Annotated in this window: 28 protein-coding genes; 1 reads left to right on the plus strand and 27 read right to left on the minus strand. The window is 39.4% G+C overall.

The genetic code is table 11. From position 1 onward, the window contains the following. Positions 1-23: 23 nt before the first annotated feature. The 20 genes from lepB to BMSHG_RS02350 all read right to left on the minus strand — a co-directional run bounded on the left by lepB (position 24) and on the right by BMSHG_RS02350 (position 19,397). Positions 24-575 carry a signal peptidase I gene (gene lepB / locus BMSHG_RS02255; RefSeq protein ID WP_019152807.1) on the minus strand — a complete coding sequence of 184 codons (552 nt, stop codon included), beginning with the start codon at positions 573-575 and terminating at the stop codon, positions 24-26. Positions 576-934: 359 nt separating this feature from the next. After that, positions 935-1,279, minus strand: a complete 345-nt coding sequence (gene rplS / locus BMSHG_RS02260) for a 50S ribosomal protein L19 (protein ID WP_019152808.1) — start codon at positions 1,277-1,279, stop codon at positions 935-937. Between the two features lie 135 nt (positions 1,280-1,414). Further along, positions 1,415-2,158 (minus strand): tRNA (guanosine(37)-N1)-methyltransferase TrmD, encoded by a 744-nt coding sequence (trmD, locus tag BMSHG_RS02265; protein ID WP_019152809.1) that lies wholly within the window; start codon positions 2,156-2,158, stop codon positions 1,415-1,417. Continuing rightward, the gene (rimM, locus tag BMSHG_RS02270; protein ID WP_019152810.1) at positions 2,155-2,673 is read right to left on the minus strand and encodes a ribosome maturation factor RimM; all 519 of its coding nucleotides are present in this window, start codon (positions 2,671-2,673) and stop codon (positions 2,155-2,157) included. Before rimM ends, trmD begins: the two co-directional genes overlap by 4 nt. Positions 2,674-2,685: 12 nt before the next feature. After that, entirely contained in the window at positions 2,686-3,072 is a 387-nt protein-coding gene (locus tag BMSHG_RS02275) for a YlqD family protein (RefSeq protein ID WP_019152811.1), read from the minus strand. Positions 3,073-3,254: 182 nt separating this feature from the next. Continuing rightward, on the minus strand, positions 3,255-3,485 hold the full coding sequence (locus tag BMSHG_RS02280; RefSeq protein ID WP_019152812.1) for a KH domain-containing protein: 231 nt from the start codon (positions 3,483-3,485) through the stop codon (positions 3,255-3,257). 5 nt (positions 3,486-3,490) lie between these two features. After that, positions 3,491-3,763: a 30S ribosomal protein S16 gene (gene rpsP / locus BMSHG_RS02285; protein ID WP_019152813.1), complete on the minus strand. Its 273-nt coding sequence runs from the start codon at positions 3,761-3,763 to the stop codon at positions 3,491-3,493. A 106-nt stretch (positions 3,764-3,869) separates the two neighbouring features. Then, entirely contained in the window at positions 3,870-5,237 is a 1,368-nt protein-coding gene (gene ffh / locus BMSHG_RS02290; protein WP_019152814.1) for a signal recognition particle protein, read from the minus strand. A gap of 11 nt (positions 5,238-5,248) precedes the next feature. Then, positions 5,249-5,581: a putative DNA-binding protein gene (locus BMSHG_RS02295; protein WP_019152815.1), complete on the minus strand. Its 333-nt coding sequence runs from the start codon at positions 5,579-5,581 to the stop codon at positions 5,249-5,251. Between the two features lie 286 nt (positions 5,582-5,867). Then, a complete protein-coding gene (gene ftsY, locus BMSHG_RS02300) occupies positions 5,868-6,860 on the minus strand; it encodes a signal recognition particle-docking protein FtsY (protein ID WP_019152816.1) in 993 nt (330 codons plus the stop codon). A gap of 27 nt (positions 6,861-6,887) precedes the next feature. Beyond that, positions 6,888-10,454: a chromosome segregation protein SMC gene (smc, locus tag BMSHG_RS02305; protein WP_019152817.1), complete on the minus strand. Its 3,567-nt coding sequence runs from the start codon at positions 10,452-10,454 to the stop codon at positions 6,888-6,890. An 88-nt stretch (positions 10,455-10,542) separates the two neighbouring features. Next, a complete protein-coding gene (rnc, locus tag BMSHG_RS02310; RefSeq protein WP_019152818.1) occupies positions 10,543-11,283 on the minus strand; it encodes a ribonuclease III in 741 nt (246 codons plus the stop codon). A gap of 196 nt (positions 11,284-11,479) precedes the next feature. Further along, positions 11,480-11,713 carry an acyl carrier protein gene (gene acpP / locus BMSHG_RS02315; RefSeq protein WP_019152819.1) on the minus strand — a complete coding sequence of 78 codons (234 nt, stop codon included), beginning with the start codon at positions 11,711-11,713 and terminating at the stop codon, positions 11,480-11,482. Positions 11,714-11,765: 52 nt separating this feature from the next. Continuing rightward, complete coding sequence (gene fabG / locus BMSHG_RS02320) at positions 11,766-12,509, minus strand: 3-oxoacyl-[acyl-carrier-protein] reductase (RefSeq protein ID WP_019152820.1); 744 nt, start codon at positions 12,507-12,509, stop codon at positions 11,766-11,768. Next, positions 12,506-13,453, minus strand: coding sequence for an ACP S-malonyltransferase (fabD, locus tag BMSHG_RS02325; RefSeq protein ID WP_019152821.1), 948 nt, complete (start codon positions 13,451-13,453; stop codon positions 12,506-12,508). Before fabD ends, fabG begins: the two co-directional genes overlap by 4 nt. A 21-nt stretch (positions 13,454-13,474) precedes the next feature. After that, on the minus strand, positions 13,475-14,464 hold the full coding sequence (plsX, locus tag BMSHG_RS02330) for a phosphate acyltransferase PlsX (protein ID WP_019152822.1): 990 nt from the start codon (positions 14,462-14,464) through the stop codon (positions 13,475-13,477). Positions 14,465-14,511: 47 nt separating this feature from the next. Beyond that, positions 14,512-15,075: a transcription factor FapR gene (gene fapR, locus BMSHG_RS02335; RefSeq protein WP_019152823.1), complete on the minus strand. Its 564-nt coding sequence runs from the start codon at positions 15,073-15,075 to the stop codon at positions 14,512-14,514. 125 nt (positions 15,076-15,200) lie between these two features. Further along, positions 15,201-17,255, minus strand: coding sequence for an ATP-dependent DNA helicase RecG (gene recG, locus BMSHG_RS02340; RefSeq protein ID WP_019152824.1), 2,055 nt, complete (start codon positions 17,253-17,255; stop codon positions 15,201-15,203). A gap of 90 nt (positions 17,256-17,345) precedes the next feature. After that, a complete protein-coding gene (locus BMSHG_RS02345) occupies positions 17,346-19,019 on the minus strand; it encodes a DAK2 domain-containing protein (RefSeq protein ID WP_019152825.1) in 1,674 nt (557 codons plus the stop codon). 15 nt (positions 19,020-19,034) lie between these two features. Continuing rightward, positions 19,035-19,397, minus strand: a complete 363-nt coding sequence (locus tag BMSHG_RS02350; protein ID WP_019152826.1) for an Asp23/Gls24 family envelope stress response protein — start codon at positions 19,395-19,397, stop codon at positions 19,035-19,037. Positions 19,398-19,842: 445 nt separating this feature from the next. Between BMSHG_RS02350 and rpmB the strand changes: the two genes are divergently transcribed. Beyond that, entirely contained in the window at positions 19,843-20,031 is a 189-nt protein-coding gene (gene rpmB, locus BMSHG_RS02355; protein WP_019152827.1) for a 50S ribosomal protein L28, read from the plus strand. A 159-nt stretch (positions 20,032-20,190) separates the two neighbouring features. On the opposite strand, the gene spoVM is transcribed toward rpmB, so the two are convergent. The 7 genes from spoVM to rlmN form a co-directional block, all read right to left on the minus strand. Continuing rightward, positions 20,191-20,271, minus strand: coding sequence for a stage V sporulation protein SpoVM (gene spoVM / locus BMSHG_RS25620; RefSeq protein WP_017551496.1), 81 nt, complete (start codon positions 20,269-20,271; stop codon positions 20,191-20,193). 77 nt (positions 20,272-20,348) lie between these two features. Continuing rightward, on the minus strand, positions 20,349-20,993 hold the full coding sequence (locus BMSHG_RS02365) for a thiamine diphosphokinase (RefSeq protein ID WP_019152828.1): 645 nt from the start codon (positions 20,991-20,993) through the stop codon (positions 20,349-20,351). Between the two features lie 101 nt (positions 20,994-21,094). Then, positions 21,095-21,739, minus strand: a complete 645-nt coding sequence (gene rpe / locus BMSHG_RS02370; RefSeq protein ID WP_019152829.1) for a ribulose-phosphate 3-epimerase — start codon at positions 21,737-21,739, stop codon at positions 21,095-21,097. A 2-nt stretch (positions 21,740-21,741) separates the two neighbouring features. Beyond that, complete coding sequence (gene rsgA, locus BMSHG_RS02375; RefSeq protein ID WP_019152830.1) at positions 21,742-22,626, minus strand: ribosome small subunit-dependent GTPase A; 885 nt, start codon at positions 22,624-22,626, stop codon at positions 21,742-21,744. 101 nt (positions 22,627-22,727) lie between these two features. Next, complete coding sequence (gene pknB, locus BMSHG_RS02380) at positions 22,728-24,728, minus strand: Stk1 family PASTA domain-containing Ser/Thr kinase (protein WP_019152831.1); 2,001 nt, start codon at positions 24,726-24,728, stop codon at positions 22,728-22,730. A gap of 5 nt (positions 24,729-24,733) precedes the next feature. After that, on the minus strand, positions 24,734-25,483 hold the full coding sequence (locus BMSHG_RS02385) for a Stp1/IreP family PP2C-type Ser/Thr phosphatase (RefSeq protein WP_026073296.1): 750 nt from the start codon (positions 25,481-25,483) through the stop codon (positions 24,734-24,736). 8 nt (positions 25,484-25,491) lie between these two features. After that, a complete protein-coding gene (gene rlmN / locus BMSHG_RS02390) occupies positions 25,492-26,577 on the minus strand; it encodes a 23S rRNA (adenine(2503)-C(2))-methyltransferase RlmN (RefSeq protein WP_019152833.1) in 1,086 nt (361 codons plus the stop codon). Between the last annotated feature and the right edge of the window lie 49 nt (positions 26,578-26,626).

A 26,626-nucleotide genomic window follows, 5' to 3' on the forward strand; every position in this document is an offset into this window, starting at 1 on the left:
CTCCCTCTATGTATAAAAATCAATTATTTTACAAGCCGAATATCTTCTATCGGCCAATAGATCATACTCGTATTACCTAATACTTTTTCCATCGGAACCGTCCCAATGTGGCGACTATCTTTGCTATACCGTCGATTATCCCCCATGACGAATAAATGGCCCTCTGGAACAACCTCTTGACCTGTGACCTCTTCAAGCGTGAAAGGCTCTGTTAGTGGTCCATCTATGACCCGATTTTTGAATTCATCAAGATAAGGCTCCTCGTATGCCACTCCATTCACATATAGAGTGTCATTTCGATATTCTATTTTATCTCCTGGTAGACCAATGATTCGCTTTATGTAATCCTTATCTTCTGGTGCATGAAAAACAATGATGTCAAATCGTTCAGGCTTCCCAATTTTATAGCTAAATTTATTGACAATCATTCGATCCTGGTCATTTAAAGTCGGCATCATCGATAAGCCATCCACTACGATAGGGGCGAATAAAAAATAGCGTATAAATGCTGCTAACACAACAGCTATAATAAGTGCCTTTGTCCATTCCCATAGTTCATTTTTTTTCTTAGCCACTTTTTCAATCCCCACCATTCTTAAAGTACACGATTATCATTATGACAATTCTTATATTAAGAGTAAACTATGATAGCCAGTGAAATCAAACGAAAACGAGTGAGAGTACATATTAGAGTATCCAATAGTTAATGTTTAACATACTTTATTTAACTTTTTATTTATTTGAAACAGGGTGAAGCTGTGAACTTAGGTGAAAACCATCTCTTATGCCCAAAACAATAAAGGAGCCTGTAAGTAAAAATCCATGTTAGATTTTCACATAAACAAGCTCCTTTCATTGTTAGGCAGCTGAATCAACCTGAATTCTTCTGCTTCTTTTGTTTAGCTTCAAGCATAAGCGCTCTACACTTTTTTTATTATCGGATTTCTTTAATACGAGCTTTTTTACCACGTAGATTACGTAGGTAGTAAAGTTTAGCACGGCGAACTTTACCGCGACGAATAACTTCAAGCTTCGCAATTTTTGGTGTGTGTACTGGGAATGTACGCTCAACGCCTACACCGTAAGAGATTTTACGAACTGTAAAAGTTTCGCTAATTCCACCACCACGACGCTTAATCACAACACCTTCGAATAACTGAATACGCTCACGAGTACCCTCGACAACCTTAACGTGTACACGTACAGTGTCACCAGGACGGAAAGCAGGAAGATCAGTGCGAAGTTGTTCTTTTGTGATTTCTTCGATTAATTTTTGCATCGTTTTCAACTCCTTCCAACAGACGCTCATGCATCACTGTAGCTCATTAATTGCAGCGGAACATCGTTATAAGACAAAGACTACACATCTAAGTCACAAGAAGTATCATACCATATTAGGCATACAACTTCAAGCTTATTTTTTAAGGCTCTCTATTTCACGAAGCCATTTTTTCTGTTCTTCGGTTAGTTCAAAGTTGTCGAGAAGATCAGGTCTTCGTTCATATGTTCTTCTTAGTGACTCCTTCGCTCGCCATTGATCAATTAAGCGATGATTACCTGAAGTGAGGACATCAGGGACCTTTATTCCTCGAAAATCGGCTGGTCTTGTATAATGAGGATGCTCTAACAAGCCAGTACTAAACGAATCTCTCAAATGCGATTCCTCGTTTCCTAATACCTCAGGTAAGAGCCGAACGACACTATCGATAACGACCATTGCACCGAGTTCGCCACCCGTTAACACATAATCACCAATCGATATTTCGTCAGTAATAATATGCTCTCTTATTCTTTCATCATAGCCTTCATAATGGCCACATATGAATATAAGATGCTCTTCCTTAGCTAGGTCTTCAGCCATTTTTTGATTATAGGTTTTTCCCTGTGGACATAGGAGAATGACTCTAGGCTTGTCACTTTCAGCTTCAGCCTTTAAATGAGACACGGCGTCAAAAATCGGTTGAGGTTTCAGGACCATCCCAGCGCCGCCACCATAAGGATAATCATCGACTGTTTTGTGCTTGTTATCGGCGAATTCACGAAAATTGACAACATGATAGTCGACAGCCTTTTGTTCCGCTGCTTTTTTCAAAATAGAGCTCCCAAATACACCTTCAAACATTTCAGGAAACAAGGAAAGAACATCGATTTTCATCATGAGAGTAACCCTTCCATCGGCTCTATTAAGATTACCTGCTCCTTCACATCTACCTTTTTTACGACCTGTTCAATATACGGGATTAAAATATCCTTGCCGCCTTTTCCTTTGACAACCCAAACATCATTTGCCCCTGGAGTTAAAATTTCTCGCACTTTCCCAATCTCTTCTCCATCCGTCGTAAAAACGTGACAGCCAATGATTTCATGAAAGTAGAATTCATCTTCTTCCAGCTCTGTTAACTGGCTTTCTTGGATTTTTAAAATTCCACCTTTCATCGCTTCCACTTCATTCACATTTTCATAACCTTTAAATGTTAATAAATCAAAATTTTTATGCACACGATGTGTGGCAACGATTAGTTTCACCGGTTCCTTTGCATCTGGCATGAATAGATAGAGTGGATTTCCGGGAGTATAGCGCTCCTCAGCGAAATCTGTTCTTGAGATTACACGAACCTCACCTTTAATTCCATGGGTATTTACTATTTTTCCGACATTAAACCATTTTTCCAACAGTCATCACCTCTACCGAATTTCCGCAACGACGCCGTCTTTTATGACAATTGTTTTGCTTGTCGCAATGTCCTCCCAAGCGTCTCCAATCTTAACTTCAATGATCCCTTGAATTTCCTTTTCTTGCAGTTCACTACCTAATGGTAGCATATGTAATTGTTCTATTTGAAAATCGAGAAGCTTGATTTTTTCTTGGCGAGTATGGATTTCCTTTTCAAATTGTTTGGTTAAATTCCCTATTGGATATTTTTTCGTCTTTTCTAGCTTTTTCAACTCAAATCGAAGCTGCTCGGTTTCTTTTTTTAACTGGCGCAAATTCTCTTCGTATTTCTGATGGAGTTGTTCTCTGCTTTTTTCTGTTAGCACTTGCTTGACGACAATTTTTTGAAGAATATTCATACTCTGTGCCTCCCTCATTTGAATTATGAAAGATTATTGCAATCGCTTTTTAAAAAACATTATTAGCTCATTTCGTACGCCTTTTTAGCAAAGCTGAAATGAATCAAAAATCGTGCTTAGCATTGCCTTACAAAAAAAAGGAGGGAATCTCCCTCCTTTTTCGCTGTAATTCTTGTAGAGCCTTACTCAACAATTTCTAAAAATATTTTCTTCTGCCCAGAAGTTCCTGCTGCGTAGACAACAGTTCGAATAGCTTTAGCAACTCGCCCTTGCTTTCCGATTACCTTCCCCATATCGCTTTTATTGACATTGAGTTTATAGGTAACACGGTCTGACTCTTCATTGACATCAACTTGGACATCTTCTGGAAAGTCAACAAGCGGCTTGACAATTGTTTCAATAAGCTCTTTCATAAGCCTTACTTGCTGTGCTTAGCGTTATGGAATTTCTCCATAATGCCTTCTTTAGAGAATAAGTTACGAACTGTGTCAGATGGCTTTGCACCGTCTTGTAACCACTTAAGAGCTAACTCTTCATTGATATCAACGATAGCTGGCTCAGCTACTGGATTATAAGTTCCAACTGTTTCAATGAATCGTCCGTCACGAGGAGAACGAGAATCAGCTACTACAATACGATAAAAAGGAGATTTTTTTGCTCCCATACGCTTTAAACGAATTTTTACTGCCATAATTAATTGCACCTCCGAATAGTTTCACACAAGATAGAATAATAACAGATTGTTAAATAGTTTGTAAAGTGTTTTTTCTTGTCAGATGAAAAATAGCGACAAGAATTTATTGGAAAGGATTAAATGGGAGATTAAATCCACCCTTTTTCTTTCCTTTTTTCTTCCCTTTTTGTTGCATCCCAGTCATTTGTTTCATCATTTTTTTCATATCCTCGAACTGCTTTAAGAGACGGTTTACCTCAGGTACGGATCTTCCGCTCCCTTTAGCAATTCTTTTTCTACGACTTGATGTGATGATTTCAGGATGAATTTTCTCTTCCTTTGTCATCGACTGAATGATTGCTTCGACATGGGTTATTTGCTTTTCATCAATTTGCAGATTGTTAAGACCCTTCATTTTATTAGCACCAGGCATCATTTTTAGAAGATCTTCGAGAGGTCCCATATTGCGAACCTGACCGAGCTGCTCTAAAAAGTCATCTAAGGTAAATGAAGCGGTACGCATCTTCTTCTCCATTTCCCTAGCCTTTTCCTCATCGACATTTTCCTGGGCTTTTTCAATTAAAGTCAAAACATCCCCCATCCCAAGAATACGGGAAGCCATTCGTTCTGGATGGAAAGATTCTAGTGCATCTAATTTCTCACCGAGACCAATGAATTTAATAGGAGTATTCGTAACAGAACGAATTGAGAGTGCCGCACCACCGCGAGTATCTCCATCTAATTTCGTTAGGACCACTCCCGTCAATCCAAGCTGCTCATTAAAGCTTGCAGCTACATTGACAGCATCTTGACCCGTCATTGCATCCACGACTAGGAAGATTTCATTCGGGTTTGTGAGCTCTTTAATCTCTTGTAGTTCACCCATTAGCCCTTCATCAACATGCAGGCGACCTGCAGTATCTATGAGGACATAGTCATGGTGTTCTTCTTTCGCCTTCGCAATTGCTTGTTTCGCAATTTCAACCGGACTAACTTTGTCACCAAGAGAGAAAACAGGCATATCAAGCTGTTTCCCAAGTGTCTCAAGTTGTTTAATCGCAGCGGGACGATAAATATCTGCCGCTACAAGCAACGGTTTACGATTATATTTCTTGCGAAGTAAGTTCGCGAGCTTTCCTGTAGTTGTCGTTTTCCCCGCACCTTGTAATCCAACCATCATAATGACTGTTGGCGGGCGGTTTGATACAGCAATTTTGCTCTCCTCGCCACCCATCAGGTTGGTGAGTTCTTCTTTTACTACTTTGATGACCTGTTGGCCAGGAGTTAAACTTTTTAATACTTCTTGCCCGACGGCACGCTCGCTCACCTTTTTGACGAATTCCTTAACCACTTTGAAGTTAACGTCTGCTTCTAAAAGAGCAAGGCGAACCTCACGCATCATTTCCTTAACATCCGCTTCAGAGACCTTCCCCTTACCGCGAATCTTTTGCATGGTACTTTGCAGTCGGTCGGCTAATCCTTCAAATGCCATCTTGCCGCCTCCTAATCCAATTTCTCAAGCTCAGTTACTGCTTCAAGCAGCTCTTGCTTCGATGGAGCTTCTTTGTTCAAAACTACTTTTATTTCATTAAGTAGCTTGCTCCGCCTTTGGAATTTATCGAATAAAAGTAGCTTTTCTTCATACTCCTCGAGCATCGCCTCTGTACGCTTAATATTATCGTACACAGCCTGTCTACTCACACCGTATTCATCAGCTATTTCCCCAAGGGAGAAATCATCAAGATAGTAAAGAGACATATAGCTCTGTTGTTTTGGTGTTAACAAGGATTGGTAAAAATCATATAAGTAATTGATTCGAGTGGTCTTTTCGAGCACACCGATCCCTCCTTGTTAAGTGAAAAGCCTTTACATTGACAGTTTACACACATCCACTAGGGATGTCAAGGTAATTCCCTTACATTTCGGTAGTTACGGAATTAAGGATTGAAGTTACGGAATTAAGTATAAAAGTTACGGAATTATCGAAAAAGTTACGGAATTAAGCACAAAAGTCCCGGAATTATCGAAAAAGTTACGGAATTAACATCTATTTTACAAAAACTCCCTCAGCCAAAACAAACAAAAACCCGGCACAACACGTACCGGGCCGGGCATACAACTCTTATGCTAACTCTTCTTTTTCGACTAAATCAGCAAATAAGCCATAAACATATGTTTCCGCATCAAACTCTTGCAGATCATCCATTTTTTCACCGAGACCAACGAATTTTACAGGAATGCCAAGCTCATTGCGAATTGCTAGTACAATTCCACCTTTCGCAGTACCATCGAGCTTCGTTAAAACAATCCCGCTCACATTCGTTGCTTCCTTGAAAGTCTTCGCCTGAATTAAGGCATTTTGACCAGTCGTCGCATCCAAAACAAGAAGAACCTCGTGGGGAGCTCCTGGTACCTCTCTCTCGATGACGCGCTTTACTTTTTCCAATTCCTTCATTAAATTAACCTTATTTTGCAGACGACCTGCAGTATCACAAATTAAAATATCTGCATTTCTTGATTTTGCCGCCTGAATCGCATCAAACATAACGGCAGCAGGATCAGATCCTGCTCCCTGCTTAATAACGTTAACCCCCACTCTCTCTCCCCATACTTCAAGCTGTTCAATCGCCCCTGCACGGAAAGTATCTCCAGCGGCAAGAACAACATTCTTTCCTTCAGATTTAAATTTATGGGCAAGTTTTCCGATCGTAGTCGTTTTTCCAACGCCATTTACGCCTACAAATAAAAGGACGGTTAAGCCATCTTCTTGAATATTTAATTTCGAAGTCGTATCTTCTCCACTTTGATAAATTTCCACAAGCTTTTCAGAGATGACGCTTTGTACTTCGGCAGGGTCTTGGATATGTTGACGCTTCACTTCCATTTTCAGCTCTTCGATAAGTTCCATCACTGTTTCAAATCCAACATCTGCTTGAATTAATATTTCTTCAAGTTCTTCAAAAAAGTCCTCATCCACTTTACGATAACGGGCGACTAGATCATTTACGCGACCAGAAAAGCTGTCTCTCGTTTTCGTCAAACCATCTTTAAATTTATCTGTTACAGCATCCGTTTGCTTGGTGATTTTTTCTTTTAACTTCTTAAAAAAACTCATCTCAAATCTCCTTTACCATTGCTATCTTCACGATTTTACTAGCTCATTTGTTTCTTCTAATCGCACAGATACTAGCTTAGATACACCAGACTCCTGCATCGTCACACCATAGAGCACATCTGCACCTTCCATCGTTCCTTTTCGATGGGTGATGACAATAAACTGTGTTTCATGACTATATCTCTTGAGGTATTGACTAAAACGATGGACATTAGCTTCATCGAGCGCTGCTTCCACCTCATCCAATATGCAAAATGGGACAGGTCTCACCTTTAATATCGAAAATAGAAGAGCAATGGCTGTTAGCGCTCTTTCGCCTCCAGATAATAAGCCAAGATTTTGAAGCTTTTTCCCTGGTGGTTGTGCTACAATTTCCACACCTGTGTTCAATAAATCTTCTGGATTAGTAAGACGAAGATCCGCACGTCCCCCGCCAAATAAAGCCTGGAAAACATATTCAAAATGGGAACGAATGCCGTAGAACGTTTGTTCAAAGCGCTTCTTCATCTCTTCATCCATTTCACCAATGACTTGGAATAACGTATCCTTTGCTTCTTGAAGATCATTTTTTTGTTCCAGTAAAAATTCATAGCGTTCTGAAACCCGTTCATATTCTTCGATCGCACCTAGGTTCACCGTACCGAGTTCATCAATTGCGAGTTTGATGAGCTTTACTTTCTTTCGCGCTTCCTCAACTGGGATCGTCAAAGGATACTCTTCCTTAGCTCCTTCATAGGAAAGCAAGTATTCTTCTCTTAAGTGCGCTAAACGATTTTCAAGTTCAACATCAAGGCGAGTCAATTTCACTTCTTCATCCTTTAAAATGCCAATTAACCCTTTATGTTGGCGTTTTAATTCTTTCACTTCAAGCTCCGCATCCTCTATCTGGCTATGAAGCTGGAGGCGCTCTTCACGACGAGAAGAAATCAAGTTCATTGTCTCGTTTTTATCCTGAAGCTTGCGATTAGCTGCTTCTTCTAAATGCTCTTCTCCCGATGAACTATCCGTCATTTCAGAGGACAGCAATTGTAAGTCTTCTGAAACGGTTTCAAATGCTTCTTGATTTTCCTTCAACTCAAACATCGTTTTAGCCAGCTTCTCGCGAGCATTGCGGGTTTGTTCATTTTTGGCAGCCAGCTGAGCCTTTAGTTCGCTAATTTCTTCTACCAACGATTCTTTAGACGAAATTTGTGTATTTTTTTGCTCGGTTAAAAGGGAAATTTCGTTGTCTAAACGGACTTTTTCTTTCTCAGATGCCGCTAATAGATTGGTTAACTCTAGCTTGCGAACTGTCAGTTTTTCTCGTTCTTCCCCATACTGCGATATATTCATATCATATAAGGCAAGCTTTTCATTCATGTTCTTTTCTTCTACTTCAGCCTCTCGCAAGTCACCTTTGATCGATTGCTCTTTTAAGCGGAGTTCTTCCCCTTTTCTTCTTAGCTCGTCAAGATGGGCCTCTTGGGCTTGAATACTGGATTTAACTTGCTTTACCTGAGCTTCTTTGAGTGCTGTTTGTTGCTCCATTTCTGCAAGTTTGGCAATTAAATCTTCTAGCTCTCCTTTTCTACTTAAAAGGGAAGAAGATTTTTGCTTAAGTGCACCACCAGTCATCGATCCTCCAGCATTGACAACATCCCCATCCAAAGTCACAAAACGACAGCGGTATTGAAGTATTTTCGCCATTTCATTGGCACCCTTCAAGTCCTTCGTAATGATGACATTACCAAGTAAACTGGAAACAATTTGGTTATATTTTTGATCATGGCTAATCAGTTCAGCTGCAATCCCTACATATGCGGGATGTCCACTAATAGACTGCTGCTGTTGAAAAGATAAAGACTTACCCTTTACCACATTTAACGGTAAAAAAGTTGCTCGTCCAAAAGAGTTTTTCTTTAAATATTGAATCGCATTACGACCACTTTCTTCATCTGATACAACGACATGTTGCATAGCACCACCAAGGGCTGTTTCTAGTGCAACCTCATATTCTTTAGGAACTTGGATCAGCTCAGCGATTGCCCCTTCAATCCCCGAGAGCTTGCTGTCTCTTGCCTTCAAAATTTCCTTAACCCCTTGGAAGAATCCTGAATAATCATCTTCCATCTCTTCAAGCATATCCTTTCTTGACTTTGCCTTCTGTAAAAATTGGTAGGCTTGATAGAGGGTTTGCTCCTGCTTATCATATTGATTACGCAAATTTTCGAGCTTGTTCTGTTCATTTCTAAAAATATGAACCTGTTGCTCTAGTTCTTTTTGCACTTCAGATAACTTTGAAAGAATGTCCGCACGTTTTTTTTCGATCAGACGGCGCTCTTCCAAGTATTTTTCGTTATCCTCTTCTAATTTCTTACTTCGATTCCCTTGTTGCCCAAGCTGTGCTTCAACATTTTGCATCTCATTTTTGTACGTAGCTTGTTGGTTTAAAATCTCGATATAATCACTTTTTAATGATTCAATCGTTTCTTCTATATTTTCACTGAAGAGCTTTACTTGATTTTGCTTATCGGATAAAACCTTTTGTAGCTCCGCTGCCTCTTGTTCAAGGGAAGATGCCACTAATTCCTGCTCTTCTTTTTCTCTAGTAAGTTCGTCCACTTTAAAGGAAAGGGTTTGTATGTTCTTTTCGAGCTGTTCTTTGTTTTGTTTTGCGTTCTTCTTTCTTTCCTTTAAAACTTCTTTTCGCCCCTCAAGCTTCTCAAGTTCTTCACTAGCATGTAAAAGAACGGTCTGGAGATCATTAATCGATTCATCCAAGGCCGCAATTTGCTCTCTCATTTCGACCACTTTTGCCTCTTTCGATTGCAAAGTAGAAGAAAGTTGCATTTCCACTTGTTTATTGTTTTCTAATTGAGAAGTAAGTTGCTCCCATTTTCCGTGCAAGTCTTCAATCTCATAAACCGTAAGCGCCACTTCAATTTTTTCTAACTCTTCCTTTTGTTGAAGGAAATCTTTAGCGATAGACGCTTGAATTTTTAATGGCTCTACTTGCCCCTCTAACTCATGAAGAATGTCATGAACACGGTTTAAATTTTCTTGCGTTTCAGTAAGCTTACCTTCTGCTTTCTTTTTCCTCGTTTTATATTTTAAAACGCCCGCTGCTTCTTCAAAAATCGTTCTTCTTTCTTCAGCCTTACTATTGAGGATTTCTTCAACTCTTCCTTGGCTAATAATAGAGAAGGCCTCTCGTCCTAGACCAGAATCCATAAATAAATCAATGATATCCTTTAAGCGGCAGTTTTGCTTATTGATGAAGAATTCACTATCGCCTGAACGATATACTCTTCTTGTCACACTTACTTCCTGATAATCAATTGGCAAAAATTGATCTTCATTCTCTAATGTTAAAGTCACTTCAGCAAAATTGAGAGGTTTTCTCGAATCACTACCTGCAAAAATAATATCTTCCATTTTTGCTCCACGGAGGGATTTAGCCGATTGTTCTCCAAGTACCCAACGGATGGCATCCGTAATATTGCTCTTTCCACTTCCATTAGGTCCCACAACTGCGGTTACACCAGGAACAAAGTCGACCCCAATGCGTTCAGCAAAAGATTTAAACCCTACTACATCCAAACGTTTAAGGTGCACGTTTGTATCCCCCTTCGCTCCTAATCATCTACCAGGTCCTTTTTTAAAGATAAAAGCACCCTGTTGTTTATCTAGTTGTCATCTCATTTTACAGATGTGTTTTTAATTTTTCGAGAGCCATTTGGGCTGCATGTTGCTCTGCTTCTTTTTTTGATCTTCCTGTACCTACCCCTACTTCTTCCCCATTTAAATTGACTTGGGAAATAAATTCACGATTATGGGCAGGTCCTTTTTCTTGCAACACTTTATATTCTATCACGCCAGAGCTGTCTCTTTGTACATGCTCTTGCAACTGACTTTTGAAATCCATCACATGAGAAAAAGCACCAGCATCAATTTTCGGAAATACGACTTTTTCTAAAAATTGCACGACTATGTCAATTCCTTTGTCTAAAAACAACGCTCCAATAAATGCCTCGAACACATCAGCTAACAAGGCAGGTCTCGTTCTGCCACCTGTCATTTCTTCACCTTTTCCAAGTAAAACATACTCACCAAAGGTCAATTCATTAGCAAACGCTACCAGGGAAGGTTCACATACAACCGCTGCTCTTAGCTTCGTAAGCTCTCCTTCGCTCATCGTTGGATATTTATTATACAGGAATTGAGAAACCGTTAATTCAAGAACTGCATCTCCTAGAAATTCTAGCCTTTCATTGTCATCATAAGGCTTTCTGCGATGCTCATTCACATATGATGAATGAGTAAAAGCTTGAATCAGTAATTTCACATTCGTAAATTGCACACCTATTTTATCTTGGAATTCTTTAAATTGTCTATCCCTATTCCGTAATGCCCATTTGTCCTTTTCTTTGCCACTCTTACGCATCCTGCATCCACCTTGCTATATTTTTACATTCTAGATTCAAGTGTACTTTTATTTTCTTTAAAACGCAAAGAAATTTTCTAAGTGAAAATACATTGATATAACGTACTTTCTTCAGAAAATCCCGATCCCTCATTTACTAAGGTATACTATAGAAGAAAGCCCCGTCACAAAACGGAGCTTTTTTTAAGATCTTACATTATGATTTGGCTTGTATGTAATTAACTGCGTCACCAACTGTTTGAATTTTCTCAGCATCATCGTCAGAAATTTCCATATCAAACTCATCTTCTAATTCCATCACTAACTCAACAACATCTAGTGAATCAGCACCAAGATCTTCTTTGAAAGTCGCTTCAAGTTTCACTTGAGACTCTTCCACACCAAGGCGGTCAACGATTATTTTTGTTACTCTTTCTAATACTTCTGCCATGCTTGTTCACCTCCCCTCAAGCCATTATAGTTGATTTTATATTAAAATAAAACTACATAATCATTCCACCGTCTACGTGCAGGGTTTGACCTGTCATATAACGGCTGTCTTCTGAAGCTAAAAACACAACCACTTTGGCGATATCTTGTGGTTCACCTAAGCGTGCAAGTGGAATTTGTTTGAGCATTTCAGCTTGCACATCTTCATTTAGTTTGTCGGTCATATCCGTCGTAATAAAGCCAGGTGCAACTGCATTAACAGTGATTCCTCGTGAAGCTAACTCTTTTGCAGTCGTCTTCGTTAACCCGATCACACCCGCTTTTGCTGCCACATAATTTGCTTGTCCAGCATTTCCACCGACACCAACGATAGAAGAAATGTTGATAATTCTTCCGTTTCGTTGCTTCATCATTGGACGAGTCACTGCTTTAGTACAAAGGAATACTCCCTTTAGATTCGTATCAATGACAGCATCCCAATCTTCTTCTTTCATACGCATAAGTAGATTATCTCTAGTAATCCCTGCATTGTTTACTAAAATATCAATACTACCAAAGCGGTCAACTACTTCCTTCATCATGTTCGAAACAGCATCTCCGTCTGCAACATTTGCTTGAATAGCAAATGCTTTGCGACCTAAAGATTTAATCTCGTCCACTACTTCGTTTGCCATTTGTTCACTACCAGCATAATTGACAGCAACATTAGCACCTTGTCTAGCAAGTTCAAGGGCGATTTCTCTTCCTATTCCTCTAGATGCACCAGTCACTAAGGCATTCTTACCTTCAATCTTCATTGTACTCCCTCCTTTAGGGCTTCATACACAGTTTTAAAGCTTTCTTCGTCCGAAATAGCGTAAGTCTTCACATTACGGTCAATTTTTCTCACTAACCCGGACAAAACCTTTCCAGGACCAATCTCGATAAAGGTATCAACGCCGAGCTCAATCATTTTCTTAACGGAATCTTCCCATTGTACAGGGGAATATAATTGCTTAATGAGCTTCTCTTTTATATCACTTGGATTTGTCATTGCTGTAGCGGAAACATTCGCAATGACAGGAATGTTAGCTTCATGAATATCCACTTCATCAAGCACTGCAGATAATTTATCAGATGCGGGTTTCATTAAGCTTGAATGAAAAGGTCCACTAACCTCAAGAGGTAGAACTCTTTTTGCACCAGCTTCTTTCGCCTTAACGGATGCCAATTCGACACCATGTCGTGAACCGGAAATGACGATTTGACCTGGACAATTAATATTGGCGAGTTGGACAGGATCGCCAGCTTGCGTAATTTCATCTGTCACCTTCTCTAACTCATGTCGCTCTAATCCAAGAACTGCGGCCATCGTTCCTTCACGATTTGGCACAGCTTCTTCCATACATTCTCCTCTTTTGCGGACAGCGTAAACCCCATCTTCAAAAGATAGTGCACCTGCTGCTACAAGGGCGGTATACTCTCCAAGGCTATGTCCAGCGACATAATCAGCTTCAATACCTGCTTGTTTAAAAAAGTTTAAAATAGCAATGCTCGTAGTTAATAAGGCTGGTTGCGCATTCGTGGTTAACGTTAATTCTTCCTGAGGACCTTCAAAAATGAGATTTGAAAGGCCAAAACCTAATTTATTATCCGCTTTTAGAAAAATGGAACGCACCGATTCATTCTTCTCGGCGAGAGTTTGTCCCATTCCGACAGTTTGGGAACCTTGTCCTGGAAATATAAAAGCAATTTTGCCCATGAAAAATCTCCTTTTTGTAGATTAATTTGAGTTTTCTTCAATCATTTCTTTAATCGTTTTTGTAACTTCCTTCTGTACCATCTCACGGGTTTGTCGAACTGCATTATAAAGGGAGTTCGCATCAGACGACCCATGTGCTTTAATCACAGGAGCCTTTAGTCCAAATAATCCAGCACCACCGTACTCCGAATAATCCATTTTTGACTTTAGCGCTCTTAAGTTAGGCATTAAGACAGCAGCTGCCAGCTTTGATTTAAAATCACTTGAAAGGGCCGTCTTAAGCATGCTAAACACCGACATCGCTGTTCCTTCGATCGTTTTTAAAACCATATTACCTGTAAACCCATCCGTCACAGCGACATCTGTTACACCTTCTAATAAATCGCGAGCTTCTATGTTGCCGATAAAGTTGAGATTAGAGGCTTGCAGTAATTCAAATGTCTGTTTGGCCAATTCATTGCCTTTTTTCTCTTCTGTTCCAATATTTAAGAGACCGACACGGGGATTCGTAACGCCTCTTACTTTTTCACAATAGATCGATCCCATAATCGCATTTTGTAACAAATGCTCCGGCTTCGCATCCACATTTGCTCCGACATCGAGTAAAAGAAATCCTTCTCCACCGATCGTTGGCAAGGTTGGCGAAAGGGCTGGTCTATCAATCCCTTCAATACGTCCAACAACAAATAATCCGGCTGCCATTAAGGCACCTGTGTTTCCTGCAGAAATACAACCATCAGCTTCACCGTCTGCTACTAGCTTTGCCGCTAATACCATTGAGGCGTTCTTCTTCCTTCTCACTGCACGAACGGGCTCGTCTGTCCCTAATATCACTTCTTCTGTATGTACAATCGTTATTCTTTCATCTTTAGAAAGATGTTCTTTAATCTTGTTTTCATCACCGACTAAGATAATGTCTAAATCAGAAAATGCCTCAATGGCTTTCATTGCTCCGAGGACAATCTCCTTTGGAGCATTGTCACCGCCCATAGCATCTATCGCTATTTTCATTTATGTCTCATTCCTTATATTAAAAGTAAGTTAACTAAATCATTGAATTAAACATGGGAGCGATACATCTCAAAATCACCTTTGAAAACAATCTCACTATTTACAAAGCTCGTTACTTCAACTAGTGTACGCCCATTGTCTTCATCAATATGAATGACCTTTGCTTTAGCAACGACTCTTTCTCCCTCTTTGACTGAACGGGTAAAACGAATATTCGCTTTGGCTGTTAACGCAAGTTCGTCATTAATGACAGCTACTGCCAATGAGTTCGCTTGCGCAAATAGATGATGTCCTCTAGCAATTTGATTTCGCTTGAACACATGTTCTTTGCGAATATCCAAAATGGAAATTGCTGATTGGTCTAAATCCATATCAATAATTTCCCCAATCACTTCGTCTATAGGCAATGAACGAACCTCATCTTCAAACGTTCTTTCAGCAACATTCTTTATTCTTTCTCTTAATTCAGGGATTGATAATTCTAATCGATCCAATCGAATCGTTTGAACACTAACGGTAAATTTATCCGCAAGCTCTTCATCTGTGATAAACGGATTTTCCTTGATTGTCTCTGTTAATAACGCTTGCCGTTCCCTTTTATTTCTTCTCATTTATGACACCGTCCAAGATATTAAGACTAGGTACTAATAGTAGTATATGATTAAAAAATGCAGATTGCAAGAAGGAAATCTTCTTGCAATCTATTCGAACAAGTAACTTTTAAGGACAAACCCTTTTAATCTAGCTTTTCACCTTTTAATACGTCAGATTTATGAAGATATTCACGTAAAGCTGCATACGCTTGAGATTGCCAGAATTCTTCTGATTGAATCATGAGCGTCGCATCATTTCTTGCTGTTTCCAGTGTACGATAATCATGGACCATGTCCGCAAGCTTAAACTCTGGAACACCACTTTGTTTTTTACCGAAAAAGTCTCCAGGACCTCTTAATTCCAAATCCTTTTCACTTAAAACGAAACCATCGTTCGTCTCCGTCATAATTTGCATACGTTCTTTCCCAATTTCCGTTTTAGGGTTGGCAAGTAAAATGCAATAGGATTGTTCACTCCCGCGCCCTACTCGACCCCGAAGCTGGTGAAGCTGCGCTAATCCAAAACGTTCTGCATCATAGATGATCATCAGGGTTGCATTCGGTACATTTACACCGACTTCTACAACTGTTGTGGAGACAAGCACCTGAAGTTCATTTTGACTAAATGCTTTCATGACAGTATCTTTCTCATCTGCACTTAAGCGACCATGCATTAATCCAACATCATATCTTCCTTGAAAGTAGGTGATAAGAGTTGCATGTACATCTATTGCATTTTGCACGTCAAGCTTATCTGATTCTTCAATCAACGGACAGATAACATAGGCTTGTCTACCTTTTGATAATTCCTTTTCCATAAAGACCAGCACTCGATCGAGCATATCGTGCTTTGCCCAATACGTTTCAATCGATTTTCTCCCCGCAGGCATTTCATCAATGATCGAGACATCCATTTCCCCAAAAACGGTAATCGCAAGCGTTCTCGGGATTGGCGTTGCTGTCATGAAGAGCACATCAGGGTTCTCCCCTTTTTCTCGTAGAACTTTCCGCTGTCCCACTCCAAAACGATGTTGTTCATCTGTAATGACAAGGCCAAGCTTATGGAAATGTACCTCATCTTGAATCAAAGCATGGGTGCCAATCAAAACATCAATTTCACCAATCTGTAGTCGTTCCAAGATTTCCTTCCGCCGTTTTCCTTTGACAGAGCTTGTCAAAAGTTCGCAGTGAATATTAAATGGAAAAAGGAGCTCTTTCAATGAGTCGGCATGCTGTTCTGCCAAGATTTCTGTCGGTACCATAAGTGCACCTTGAAAACCAGCTGAAATGCTAGCAAAAAGACCAATGGCTGCTACAACGGTTTTTCCAGAACCAACATCCCCTTGAAGGAGTCTACTCATTCGATACGGCGATTTCATGTCGGACAATATTTCATTTACGACTCTTTTTTGGGCATTCGTTAACGGGAAAGGTAGTGAGTCAAGAAATCCTTTAAGCTTTTTCAAGTCATAGTTTTGAATAACCCCTTGTGACTGTTCTCTTTCAAACTTCCGCAATGCTTGCATCTTTAATTGAAAGTAAAGAAACTCCTCGTAAACAATCCTTCTTCTTGCCTGTTTTATGTCTTGATCATGAGAAGGGAAATGAATCATTCTCAATGATTCTTTCCTACTTGGAAGGCGATACTTTGATAGAAGATGCGGTGGCAATGTTTCAACAATTTGATCACCAAATTGTTGAATGGCTAATTGTAAAAAACGACGGATTCCTTTTATCGTTACGCTTCCTTTTACATTATAAACAGGAGATAAGGTCTCCTTATTGTTGGATGGACCCATTTTCATTTCTGAGGCTGTAATCGTGCGGCGATGCATATCCCATTTCCCAGTTACTTGAATCGTATCATTCAGCTGAATCTTATTCTTTAAGTACGGCTGATTAAAGAAGATCACTTGAATTAAAAAATGGTCCACTAATAGTTTTATCGTTAAACGGGATTTCTTTCTCCCATAATAAACGAGAGATGGCTCACTTTGTACTTTCCCTTCAAGTGTTAACCTCTCTTCATGCTTTACTTCCGTTAAATCCTTCAGGCGATAATCTTCATAGCGAAATGGATAATGCTCAAGAAGGTCTTCAACAGAAAATATATTCATGTCAGCAAGTGCTTCTGCTGTCTCTTCGCCAATCCCTTTAATGACAGTGATTGATTGTTTTAAATTTCTATCTTCGCTCACCTTTTAGTTCCTCCTTAACTTTTGATAATCACAAAAGCATGACTAATTTAGCCATGCTTTTTGTTGGTTATCATTTAGAAGGGTATGGAATTACTCGATGGAGAAAATAAATGCATATAACGGCTGTTTCCCATCATGCACTTCAATTTCTACATCTTCAAACTGTTGCTCAACAAATTCAATCACTGATTGAACATCTTCATCTGTCGCATCTTCACCTTTTAGTATCGTCAAGATCTCAGAATCTTCATCAAGCATATTTTTAAGCAGTTCAATTGCAGCTGCAGACAGTACCTTGTTTTTTAAGACAATTTTACCATCAGCGATGCCCATGTAATCATCTTTTTCAATCTCTATGCCGTCAATATTCGTATCGCGGACAGCATAAGTAATTTGTCCTGTTTTTACATGACTGAACGCTTCTGTCATACCTTCTTTATTGGCTAAAAGATCAGCAGTTGGGTTAAAAGCAAGAAGTGCAGCCAAACCTTGAGGAACCGTTTTCGTTGGAACAACGATAACATCTTCTTCAGAAACCTCTGCCGCTTGTTCTGCCGCCATAATTATGTTCTTATTATTTGGCATGATGATGACCTTTTCAGCATTGATCTCTTTGATCGCTTTTACAATGTCCTCTGTACTTGGATTCATTGTTTGGCCACCCTCAATGACAGCATGGGCACCAATACTTCTAAATAACTCAGCGATCCCACTTCCCATGGACACGGTCACAATCCCATATTCAAGCTTTTCCGCCCGTTTCACAGGCGCCTCAGCACGATGCTGCTCACCAACAATATTGGTGTGCTGCTCACGCATATTTTCTATTTTCATGTTGATTAAGCTACCATATTTTTGTCCATAAGATAAACAAGTCCCTGGTTGCTCTGAGTGAATATGTACTTTAACAACGTTCTCATCAGCAATAACTAATAAGGAATCACCATATTTACTCAAATCCTGACGAAAGTCTTCTTCTGAAAATGGATTTTGGGAAAGCTTTTCAGATTCAAATTTAACCATAAACTCTGTACAATAGCCAAATTCAATATCCTCTGTGTTAATATGACCTTGAACATTCATATGATGTTCGGCATTAACAAGCTCATCCATGCTCGGCAATTCAGATGGAGTTTCAGGTAATTGTTCACCTTTTAAGTTAGCTAAGAAACCTTCATAGACAAATACAAGCCCTTGACCACCACTGTCTACCACTCCGACCTCTTTTAAAACTGGCAGTAAATCAGGGGTTCTTTTTAGCGATGCCTTCGCCTCTTTAACAACCTCTTCCATGATCTTCACGATATCATCATTTTGTACGGCGGCTTCGACTGCATGCTTAGCTGCATCCTTAGCGACCGTAAGAATAGTACCTTCAACAGGCTTCATAACTGCTTTATATGCTGTTTGTACACCCGCTTCAAATGCTTGAGCAAATTCAGTCGCATTGATTTCACTTTTTTGCTCAATAAATTTTGAGAATCCACGAAATAATTGAGAAAGGATAACCCCCGAATTACCACGCGCTCCCATTAGGAGACCTTTCGATAAAGCAAGACCAACTCGTCCGATATGGTCCTGAACATTATTTCTAACTTCCTTTGCACCAGAAGTCATCGATAAGTTCATATTCGTTCCAGTATCTCCATCTGGAACAGGAAAAACGTTTAACGCATCCACATATTTAGCATTTGCGGACAAATGATTCGCCCCAACGGCGATCATTTCTGCAAAACGTTTCCCGTCTAAAGTTTTCATAGACACTAAACTTCCTCCTCACTACGGGTTCGTAACACGAACGCCTTGAACAAATATATTTACCGATTCCACACTAAGTCCGACCGTCTTGTCCAATGTATATCGTACTTTAGATTGAACATTGTGTGCTACTTCGGAAATTTTCGTTCCATAACTTACGATAATATACATATCAATATGCACATCGTCATTTTCTTGGCGAACGATGACACCACGTGTGAAATTTTCCCTACGTAGTATGTCAGTTAATCCATCTTTAATTTGATGTTTTGACGCCATTCCTACTATACCATAACAGTCAACTGCTGCTCCACCTGCAATTGTAGCAATTACATCATTTGAAATATCAATTTGTCCGTAGTTCGTTTTCAATTCAATGGACACAGGTCTTCCCCCTTTGGAAATTACTCCGTTTTAAATGACGATCCTTGATGGAATCCATCCAACTGAGTTGATCTTCATAATGTACTATACCCATAAAAGGCATTACTTGAACAAGTATTATGAAATTATTTCAACTATAGCCATTTTACTATAATGATTTCAAATTTGAAAGTGCTATGAAGGAACTCTAAATGAAAAGAAGACTGGATCAAACCATCCATTTGCCATTATCTATTCACAAAACAATGCTGTCAAGGTAATTTTCTTGAAACTCTTCTATATCCCTATTGCAATCCGAATGTTTGTATGATAAATTATTAAAGTATCTTTTAATGGTCGAAAAATGTTTGCTAATTTTTCGCATTAAATTAAAAATGGCAAGATTCATTGCGCACAATGTATAGGTTGAAATGATACGCCTTTCATAGTAAGGGGGGAAATAAATATGCCACGTCAATGTGTTATCACTGGTAAAAAAACAACTTCAGGTAATGCACGTTCTCACGCTATGAACGCAAACAAGCGTACATGGGGTGCAAACCTTCAAAAAGTACGTATTCTTGTTAACGGTAAGCCTAAGCGTGTTTGGGTTTCTGCAAGAGCGCTTAAATCAGGTAAAGTTGAACGCGTATAAGTAAGTTGAGAGCATCCACATAGATGCTCTTTTCTTTTTGCCAGAAGTCTACCTAGCATTAGTTTGTCCCATTTCTCAAAATTACATTTTTCTCCACAGGAAAAAACACCTCATCAAGATTATGAGGTGCATAAAGTTTGCTTTTCTCGTTGTTTTACATTAGCCCTTTTTGAATGTTCCCAACATGGCCCGGACGATGCCACCAAGAAATTTCGGAAGTTTAATTGTATAAAATTTCATCATGTCCCTCCTTACCATCTCACGCATACAACTACTACGTAATGCCCTAACTATTATATTCTTACAAGTAAAATTAGTTAATCATTGCTCCTTACAACCAATAATATGCCTTTCGTAAAAGAAAAAGTACCATAATCCTTAATAAGTTCATTACTAATACATAGTGTGGAAGTAAGCGGAATATGACGATCTTTTAATGGATATTTAAAACCGATAAGCGTTAGCCCTTCGATATCGCTGGAAAAAGGGATAAATGAAATGAATTTTTTATTCTCATTCTTCTCTATTTGGTGACGCCCCGGTCCTTTCGCAAAAATAATATTTTGCCTATCAATGATCTCGATGTCACAACTTATGTCCTTTAAAAGGGGCCTAATGATTAATTGTAGATTGCCAAGAAAATGATCCAATCTTCCTCCAGTCCCACCGAAGATGCGAATTTTTTCTGCGTTCTGAGCTAATGCCCAGTTAATGGCAAGTTCCATATCTGGTTCATCCTTCTCCGGCTTAAATGTTCGAATATTTTTCACCTTCGAACGAATCAAATTCCATTCTTGTTCTGTCACTGAATCAAAATCACCAAAAGCATAGTCTGGTTGGATCCCATTATTTAAGAGGATTGCAACACCTTTGTCTACCCCAATCCACATACTATCCTTTGTAAACTCTGTCAGTGCTGGCAGATGTTCTACAGGACCACCTGCGACAATATTAATATTCATACCTCCACCCTCTTACTATGATTAATTACCTGCTACCATAGAAAAATCTATGAAAAAAGCCAGCTTTTTGACAGCTGACTTTGACATTGAGCTTTTCGAAATTATCCTCTTAATCCTTCAATAGCACGCTTTCGATCGGTTTCGTTATAGATTGCGGAGCCTGCAACAAGGACATTTGCTCCTGCCTCTATACAGAGTTTGGCCGTCTTTTCGTTCACACCACCATCGACCTCTATCTCAGTCTTCAAGCCTCTTGCCTCTATGATTTCTTTCACTTCCTTAATTTTCGGAAGTACCGAATGGATAAATTTTTGTCCTCCAAAACCTGGATTGACCGTCATTAAGAGGACCATATCAACATCGTCAATGATCGGTTTAATCATTTCAACAGAGGTAGCTGGATTCAAAACAACACCTGCTTTAACCCCATGAGATTTAATATTTTGAATGGTACGATGAAGATGATTACATGCTTCGACATGAACCGTTATAATATCTGCTCCTGCTTTTGCAAATGCTTCTACATATTGATCAGGTTTCTCGATCATGAGATGGACATCTAAAGGAAGAGTTGTTACTGGCCGAATCGCCTCCACAATAAGTGGTCCAATTGTAATATTCGGAACAAAATGACCATCCATCACATCGACATGGATATAGTCTGCTCCGCCTCGTTCAACATCCTTGATCTCTTCACCCAATTTGGAAAAATCAGCGGATAATATCGAAGGTGCGATTTTCACCATAACTAATACCTCGGCTTTCTCTCTTTTATTTCTTGCAAAAACTGTTTGTAATGCTCATAACGATAATCTGGAATATCTCCTGCTTCTACCGCTTCTTTGACCGCACATTTTGGTTCTTGCATATGCAAACAGCCTCTAAATTTACATGATTCACTTGCTTTTTCAATTTCGGGAAAACAATAATTTAAATCTTCCATTTCGAGTTCCATAAATTCCAAAGAACTAAACCCAGGAGTGTCAGCTACCAATCCGGCACCGATCTCAATGAGCTCTACATGGCGAGTTGTATGCTTTCCCCGCCCCAAATGGGAAGAAATCATATTCGTCTCAAGCTCTAAATCCGGCTTCAACACATTAAGCAAAGAAGATTTTCCTACGCCCGATTGGCCTGCAAAAACGGAAATTTCATCCTCTAACAATGGGAGAAGTTTTTCCACACCATCCTCTGTCACAGAGGAAGTTAATAAGACATGATAGCCTGCACTTTCATAGTCTTTGACATAAGTCATGATGCGCTCCCGTTCCACTTCGTTAATTAAATCGATTTTAGATATACAAATAATTGGACGAATTCGATTAAATTCTATTAGTACGAGAAAGCGATCCAATAATGCTGTGCTAAAATCCGGCTCAACGGCAGAAAAAATCAAAATAGCTTGATCGACATTTGCGATCGGTGGGCGGACAAGTTCATTCTTTCGTTCTTTAATTTCGAGAATGTATCCTTCTGTGTCATTATCAGCTTGGAATACCACTTCATCCCCTACAAGTGGTGTTATCTTCTTCTTTCGAAAAACACCTCGACCCCTGCATTGAACCATTCTTTTATCTTTCGTTAAAACATAATAGAAACCAGCTAGCGCCTTAATAATTTTGCCCTCAGGCATATATACACTCCTTTTATTCGTATTCAGAAGTGAAAAGGCGTTCAATAATTCCCTCTACACTTCTGAAGTACATAGCGAAGTTCTGATAATGAAAATTTTTACTAACCCTCTGGATATGGCACCGATTTAGTAATAATGACCCGACCGTCAACAATGACTTGGTAACCAGCTTTACGATCATGGGCAATTTTCAATGTGATCGTCATTGTTCTAGGTTCCGTTATTTCAAATGTATCAAATGGGACTGTACTACTATTATTCATATCATCGATAAAAATTTGTACGGTCTGTGGTGCGCCCTCTTCAGTTGGCTCATAAGGAATCGCTATTTCTTCGACAACATCCTTGGGCGGGATTTCTTCTTTACCTTTCGAAATTGTGACAGATACTCTGTCTCCTTTTTTCAATTCTGAACCTGCTTTCGGATCTTGAGAGATGACCAACCCTTTATCGACTGAATCGTGAAATTCTTCCTTTGCAATGTCTACAAACAACCCGACAGAAGCTGCATATTCCTCCAAGCCCTTGGCATTATAACCGGATAAGTCCTTCAGTTTGACGATTTCTGGACCTTTACTTACAGTAAATTCAAGAACCGTATCCTCAGGTATAACTTGGTCACCTGGGGTATAAGATTGTTCAATAATGACACCGGCAGGCACTTCATCATTATTTACTTCATTCTTGACTATATCCTTGAATTTACGCTCTCGACCATCTAATAACTGATAAACGTCATCAAAACTGCGTCCAGTATAGTCGAGTAACTCTACTTTTTCTTTTCCAGTACTTACAAAAAGATCAATTGACGTACCTTCTTTATGTAATTGACCAGCTTTCGGATCCGTTCTAATCACGTGTCCTTCCTCAATTTCATCATCTGGAAGCTCATTCGTATCGCCAATCACAAACCCTAATCCCACAAGTTCTTCAATCGCTTCTTCCAATTCCTTCGTTGCTACATCAGGTACTTCCACTTCTTCTGGCGCCAACAAATCTGGTAAGATCGTCACAACTGAAATAGCGAGTATAATAAGGACGATGAAAACAGAAACTAGAATGATAGGCCATTTCTTCCGTTTCTTTTTCTGCTTGTCTTTATTTTTCGCCTTCTTGTTCCCATTCTCATTTTGTTCAGCCACTGAATCAGGTTGAGTTGTTTCTTTTCCATGAACGATCGTTTCGTCTAGGTTTCCGTATGGACGGTCATTCGTAATAACAGGAATCGCCTTTGTTGCATCGTTATCTTCAGGAAGAATAAATCGTTCCTCATTCATTCTAGATGGGTCTAACGCCGTTCTTAAATCATGCTCCATTTCTTCAGCACTATCATAGCGATGAAACGGGTCTTTTGCTGTCGCCTTCAAGACAATGTTTTCAACACTTTGTGGAATCGATGGATACCAACGGCGAATCGACGGTGTTTCTGATTGAAGATGCTTTAAAGCAATCGAAACAGCTGATTCACCTGAGAATGGGAGTCTTCCAGTTAATAATTCAAACATCACAATCCCTAGTGAATAAATATCAGATTTTTTATTTGCCATTCCTCCACGTGCTTGTTCTGGTGATAAATAGTGAACAGAACCTAGTACCGAATTCGTTTGCGTTATACTAGTTGCACTTAATGCCATCGCAATCCCAAAATCAGTAATCTTCACATTGCCATCTCGATCAACTAATATATTATGCGGTTTAACATCCCGGTGCACGATATGGTTTTGATGCGCATGGGAAATGGCGGAAGTTAGCTGTTGCATGATGTCTAATACGGTTTCAACCCTCACTGGAGAATGCTGCTGAATGTATTGCTTTAACGTCTGCCCATCTACATATTCCATCACAATATAATAAATCGAATCTTCTTCCCCTACATCGTAAATATTTACGATATTAGGATGTGCTAGGCTTGTCGCAGATTGGGCCTCACGATGAAAACGACGAATAAATTCTTCATCATTGGAAAAGTCAAGACGGAGTACTTTCACGGCTACATCCCGATCAAGAATCATGTCATGGGCTAAATAAACGTTCGCCATACCTCCTCCGCCAATCATATCGAGGACTTTGTAGCGACCACTAATTCTTTTACCGATCAACATTCACATCACCCTCTTTCATGACCTTCGTCAAATTCTAAAATGACAAGGGTGATGTTGTCTTCGCCACCATTTTCATTTGCTAGATTGATTAATTTAGTCGCCTTTTCTTCTAACGTTCCATCGCCGCTTAAAATCTCGTTCATCTCATCGTTTGAGACTTTATTAGAAAGTCCATCAGAACATAATAAAAGATAATCTTCTTCCTCGAACATAATTGTTTTTATATCAATTTTTATCTCAAGTTCTGTTCCGAGGGCACGTAAAATGACATTTTTTCTCGGGTGATGCTCAGCATCTTCTTCAGAAATTTGACCCGTGCGGACCAATTCGTGAACCAATGTATGGTCTTCGGTTAATTGCTTAAAACCACTCGAATTAAGTATGTAACTACGACTATCTCCCACATGTGCAACAGTCGTAAAAAGCTCTGTCACAATAACAGCTTCAATCGTTGTTCCCATTCCATCACATTCAGAGTTCACTCTGGCATGCTCAAATATCTTGTTATTGACTTCTATAATATTAGTCCTTAACCAAATTTCTGCTTGATCGGCTGTTTCAATCGCTTCACTCTGCTCCCACAATGATTGTAAGGTCGTGACCGTCATTTCGCTAGCGACATCCCCAGCGCGATGACCGCCCATCCCGTCAGCAACAATCGCGAGGCGTTGACCATGCTTATTTTCAAACACCCCGCCATTATCTTCATTATTTTGGCGGACTCTCCCTTTGTCAGTCATATAAATAGACTTCACTTTACCAGTCACCTCGTCTCCTCTTTTCGCTCCTTCGCACGTAGTTGTCCACATGCAGCATCAATATCATGTCCTTGTTCTCTTCTTATCGTTACGTTGACACCATGCTGCTTTAATGTTTTTTCAAATAAGAAAATTTGTTCCTTTGGAGTTCGCACATAATCTCTTTCAGGTACGTAATTAACAGGAATTAAATTGACATGACATTTGATACCTTTTATCAGTTTTGCAAGCTCTTCTGCATGCTCCACTTGGTCATTTACTCCACCAAAGAGACCATACTCAAAGCTTACTCTACGTCCTGTTTTATTAATATAATACTTAACGGCTTCCATTAAATCTGGGAGCTTATAAGCACGATTAATCGGCATTAATTTACTTCTGATCTCCGTGTTTGGAGCATGAAGAGAGATCGCAAAGTTGATTTGTAAGTTCTCATCAGCAAATTTGTAAATTTTAGGTATGATTCCACTTGTTGAAACCGTAATATGACGGGCACCGATATTTAAGCCTTTGTCATGATTGATAATTTTTAAGAATGACATCATGGAGTCAAAATTATCAAACGGTTCTCCAATTCCCATAATCACGACAGAGCTGACACGCTCATCTGATTCATCTAATGCTTGTTGCACCTTAACAACTTGGGAAACAATTTCTCCTGCTTCTAAATTTCTTTTTAAACCGCCAAGGGTGGATGCACAAAATGTACAACCAATTCTACATCCTACTTGAGTAGTGACACAGACAGAGTTCCCATACTCATGTCTCATAAGGACGGTCTCAATCGAAAATCCATCATGAAGCTCAAATAGGAATTTGATCGTTCCATCGGCCGAAGTTTGCTGTATGAGTGTATTTAGAGTCGTAATCGTGAAATGCTCAGCAAGCTTTTCTCGTAGCCCTTTTGAAAGATTGGTCATATCCTCAAACGTGGTAATTCTTTTTATATATAACCAGTCAAAAATTTGTTCCCCTCTAAATGCCTTTTCGTTTCTTTCTACTAACCATTCTTTTAATTCATGTAATTGTAAGGAATAAATGGATGGTTTCTGATTTGTTGTTTGTTTTTTCACTCTTGTTGTTTGTTCCATTTCCTACACCTTCTTTCTATGCCTCTACATCAACATTGTTTCTGTTTAT

Source organism: Robertmurraya massiliosenegalensis JC6, from assembly GCF_000311725.1.
Lineage (GTDB): Bacteria > Bacillota > Bacilli > Bacillales > Cytobacillaceae > Robertmurraya > Robertmurraya massiliosenegalensis.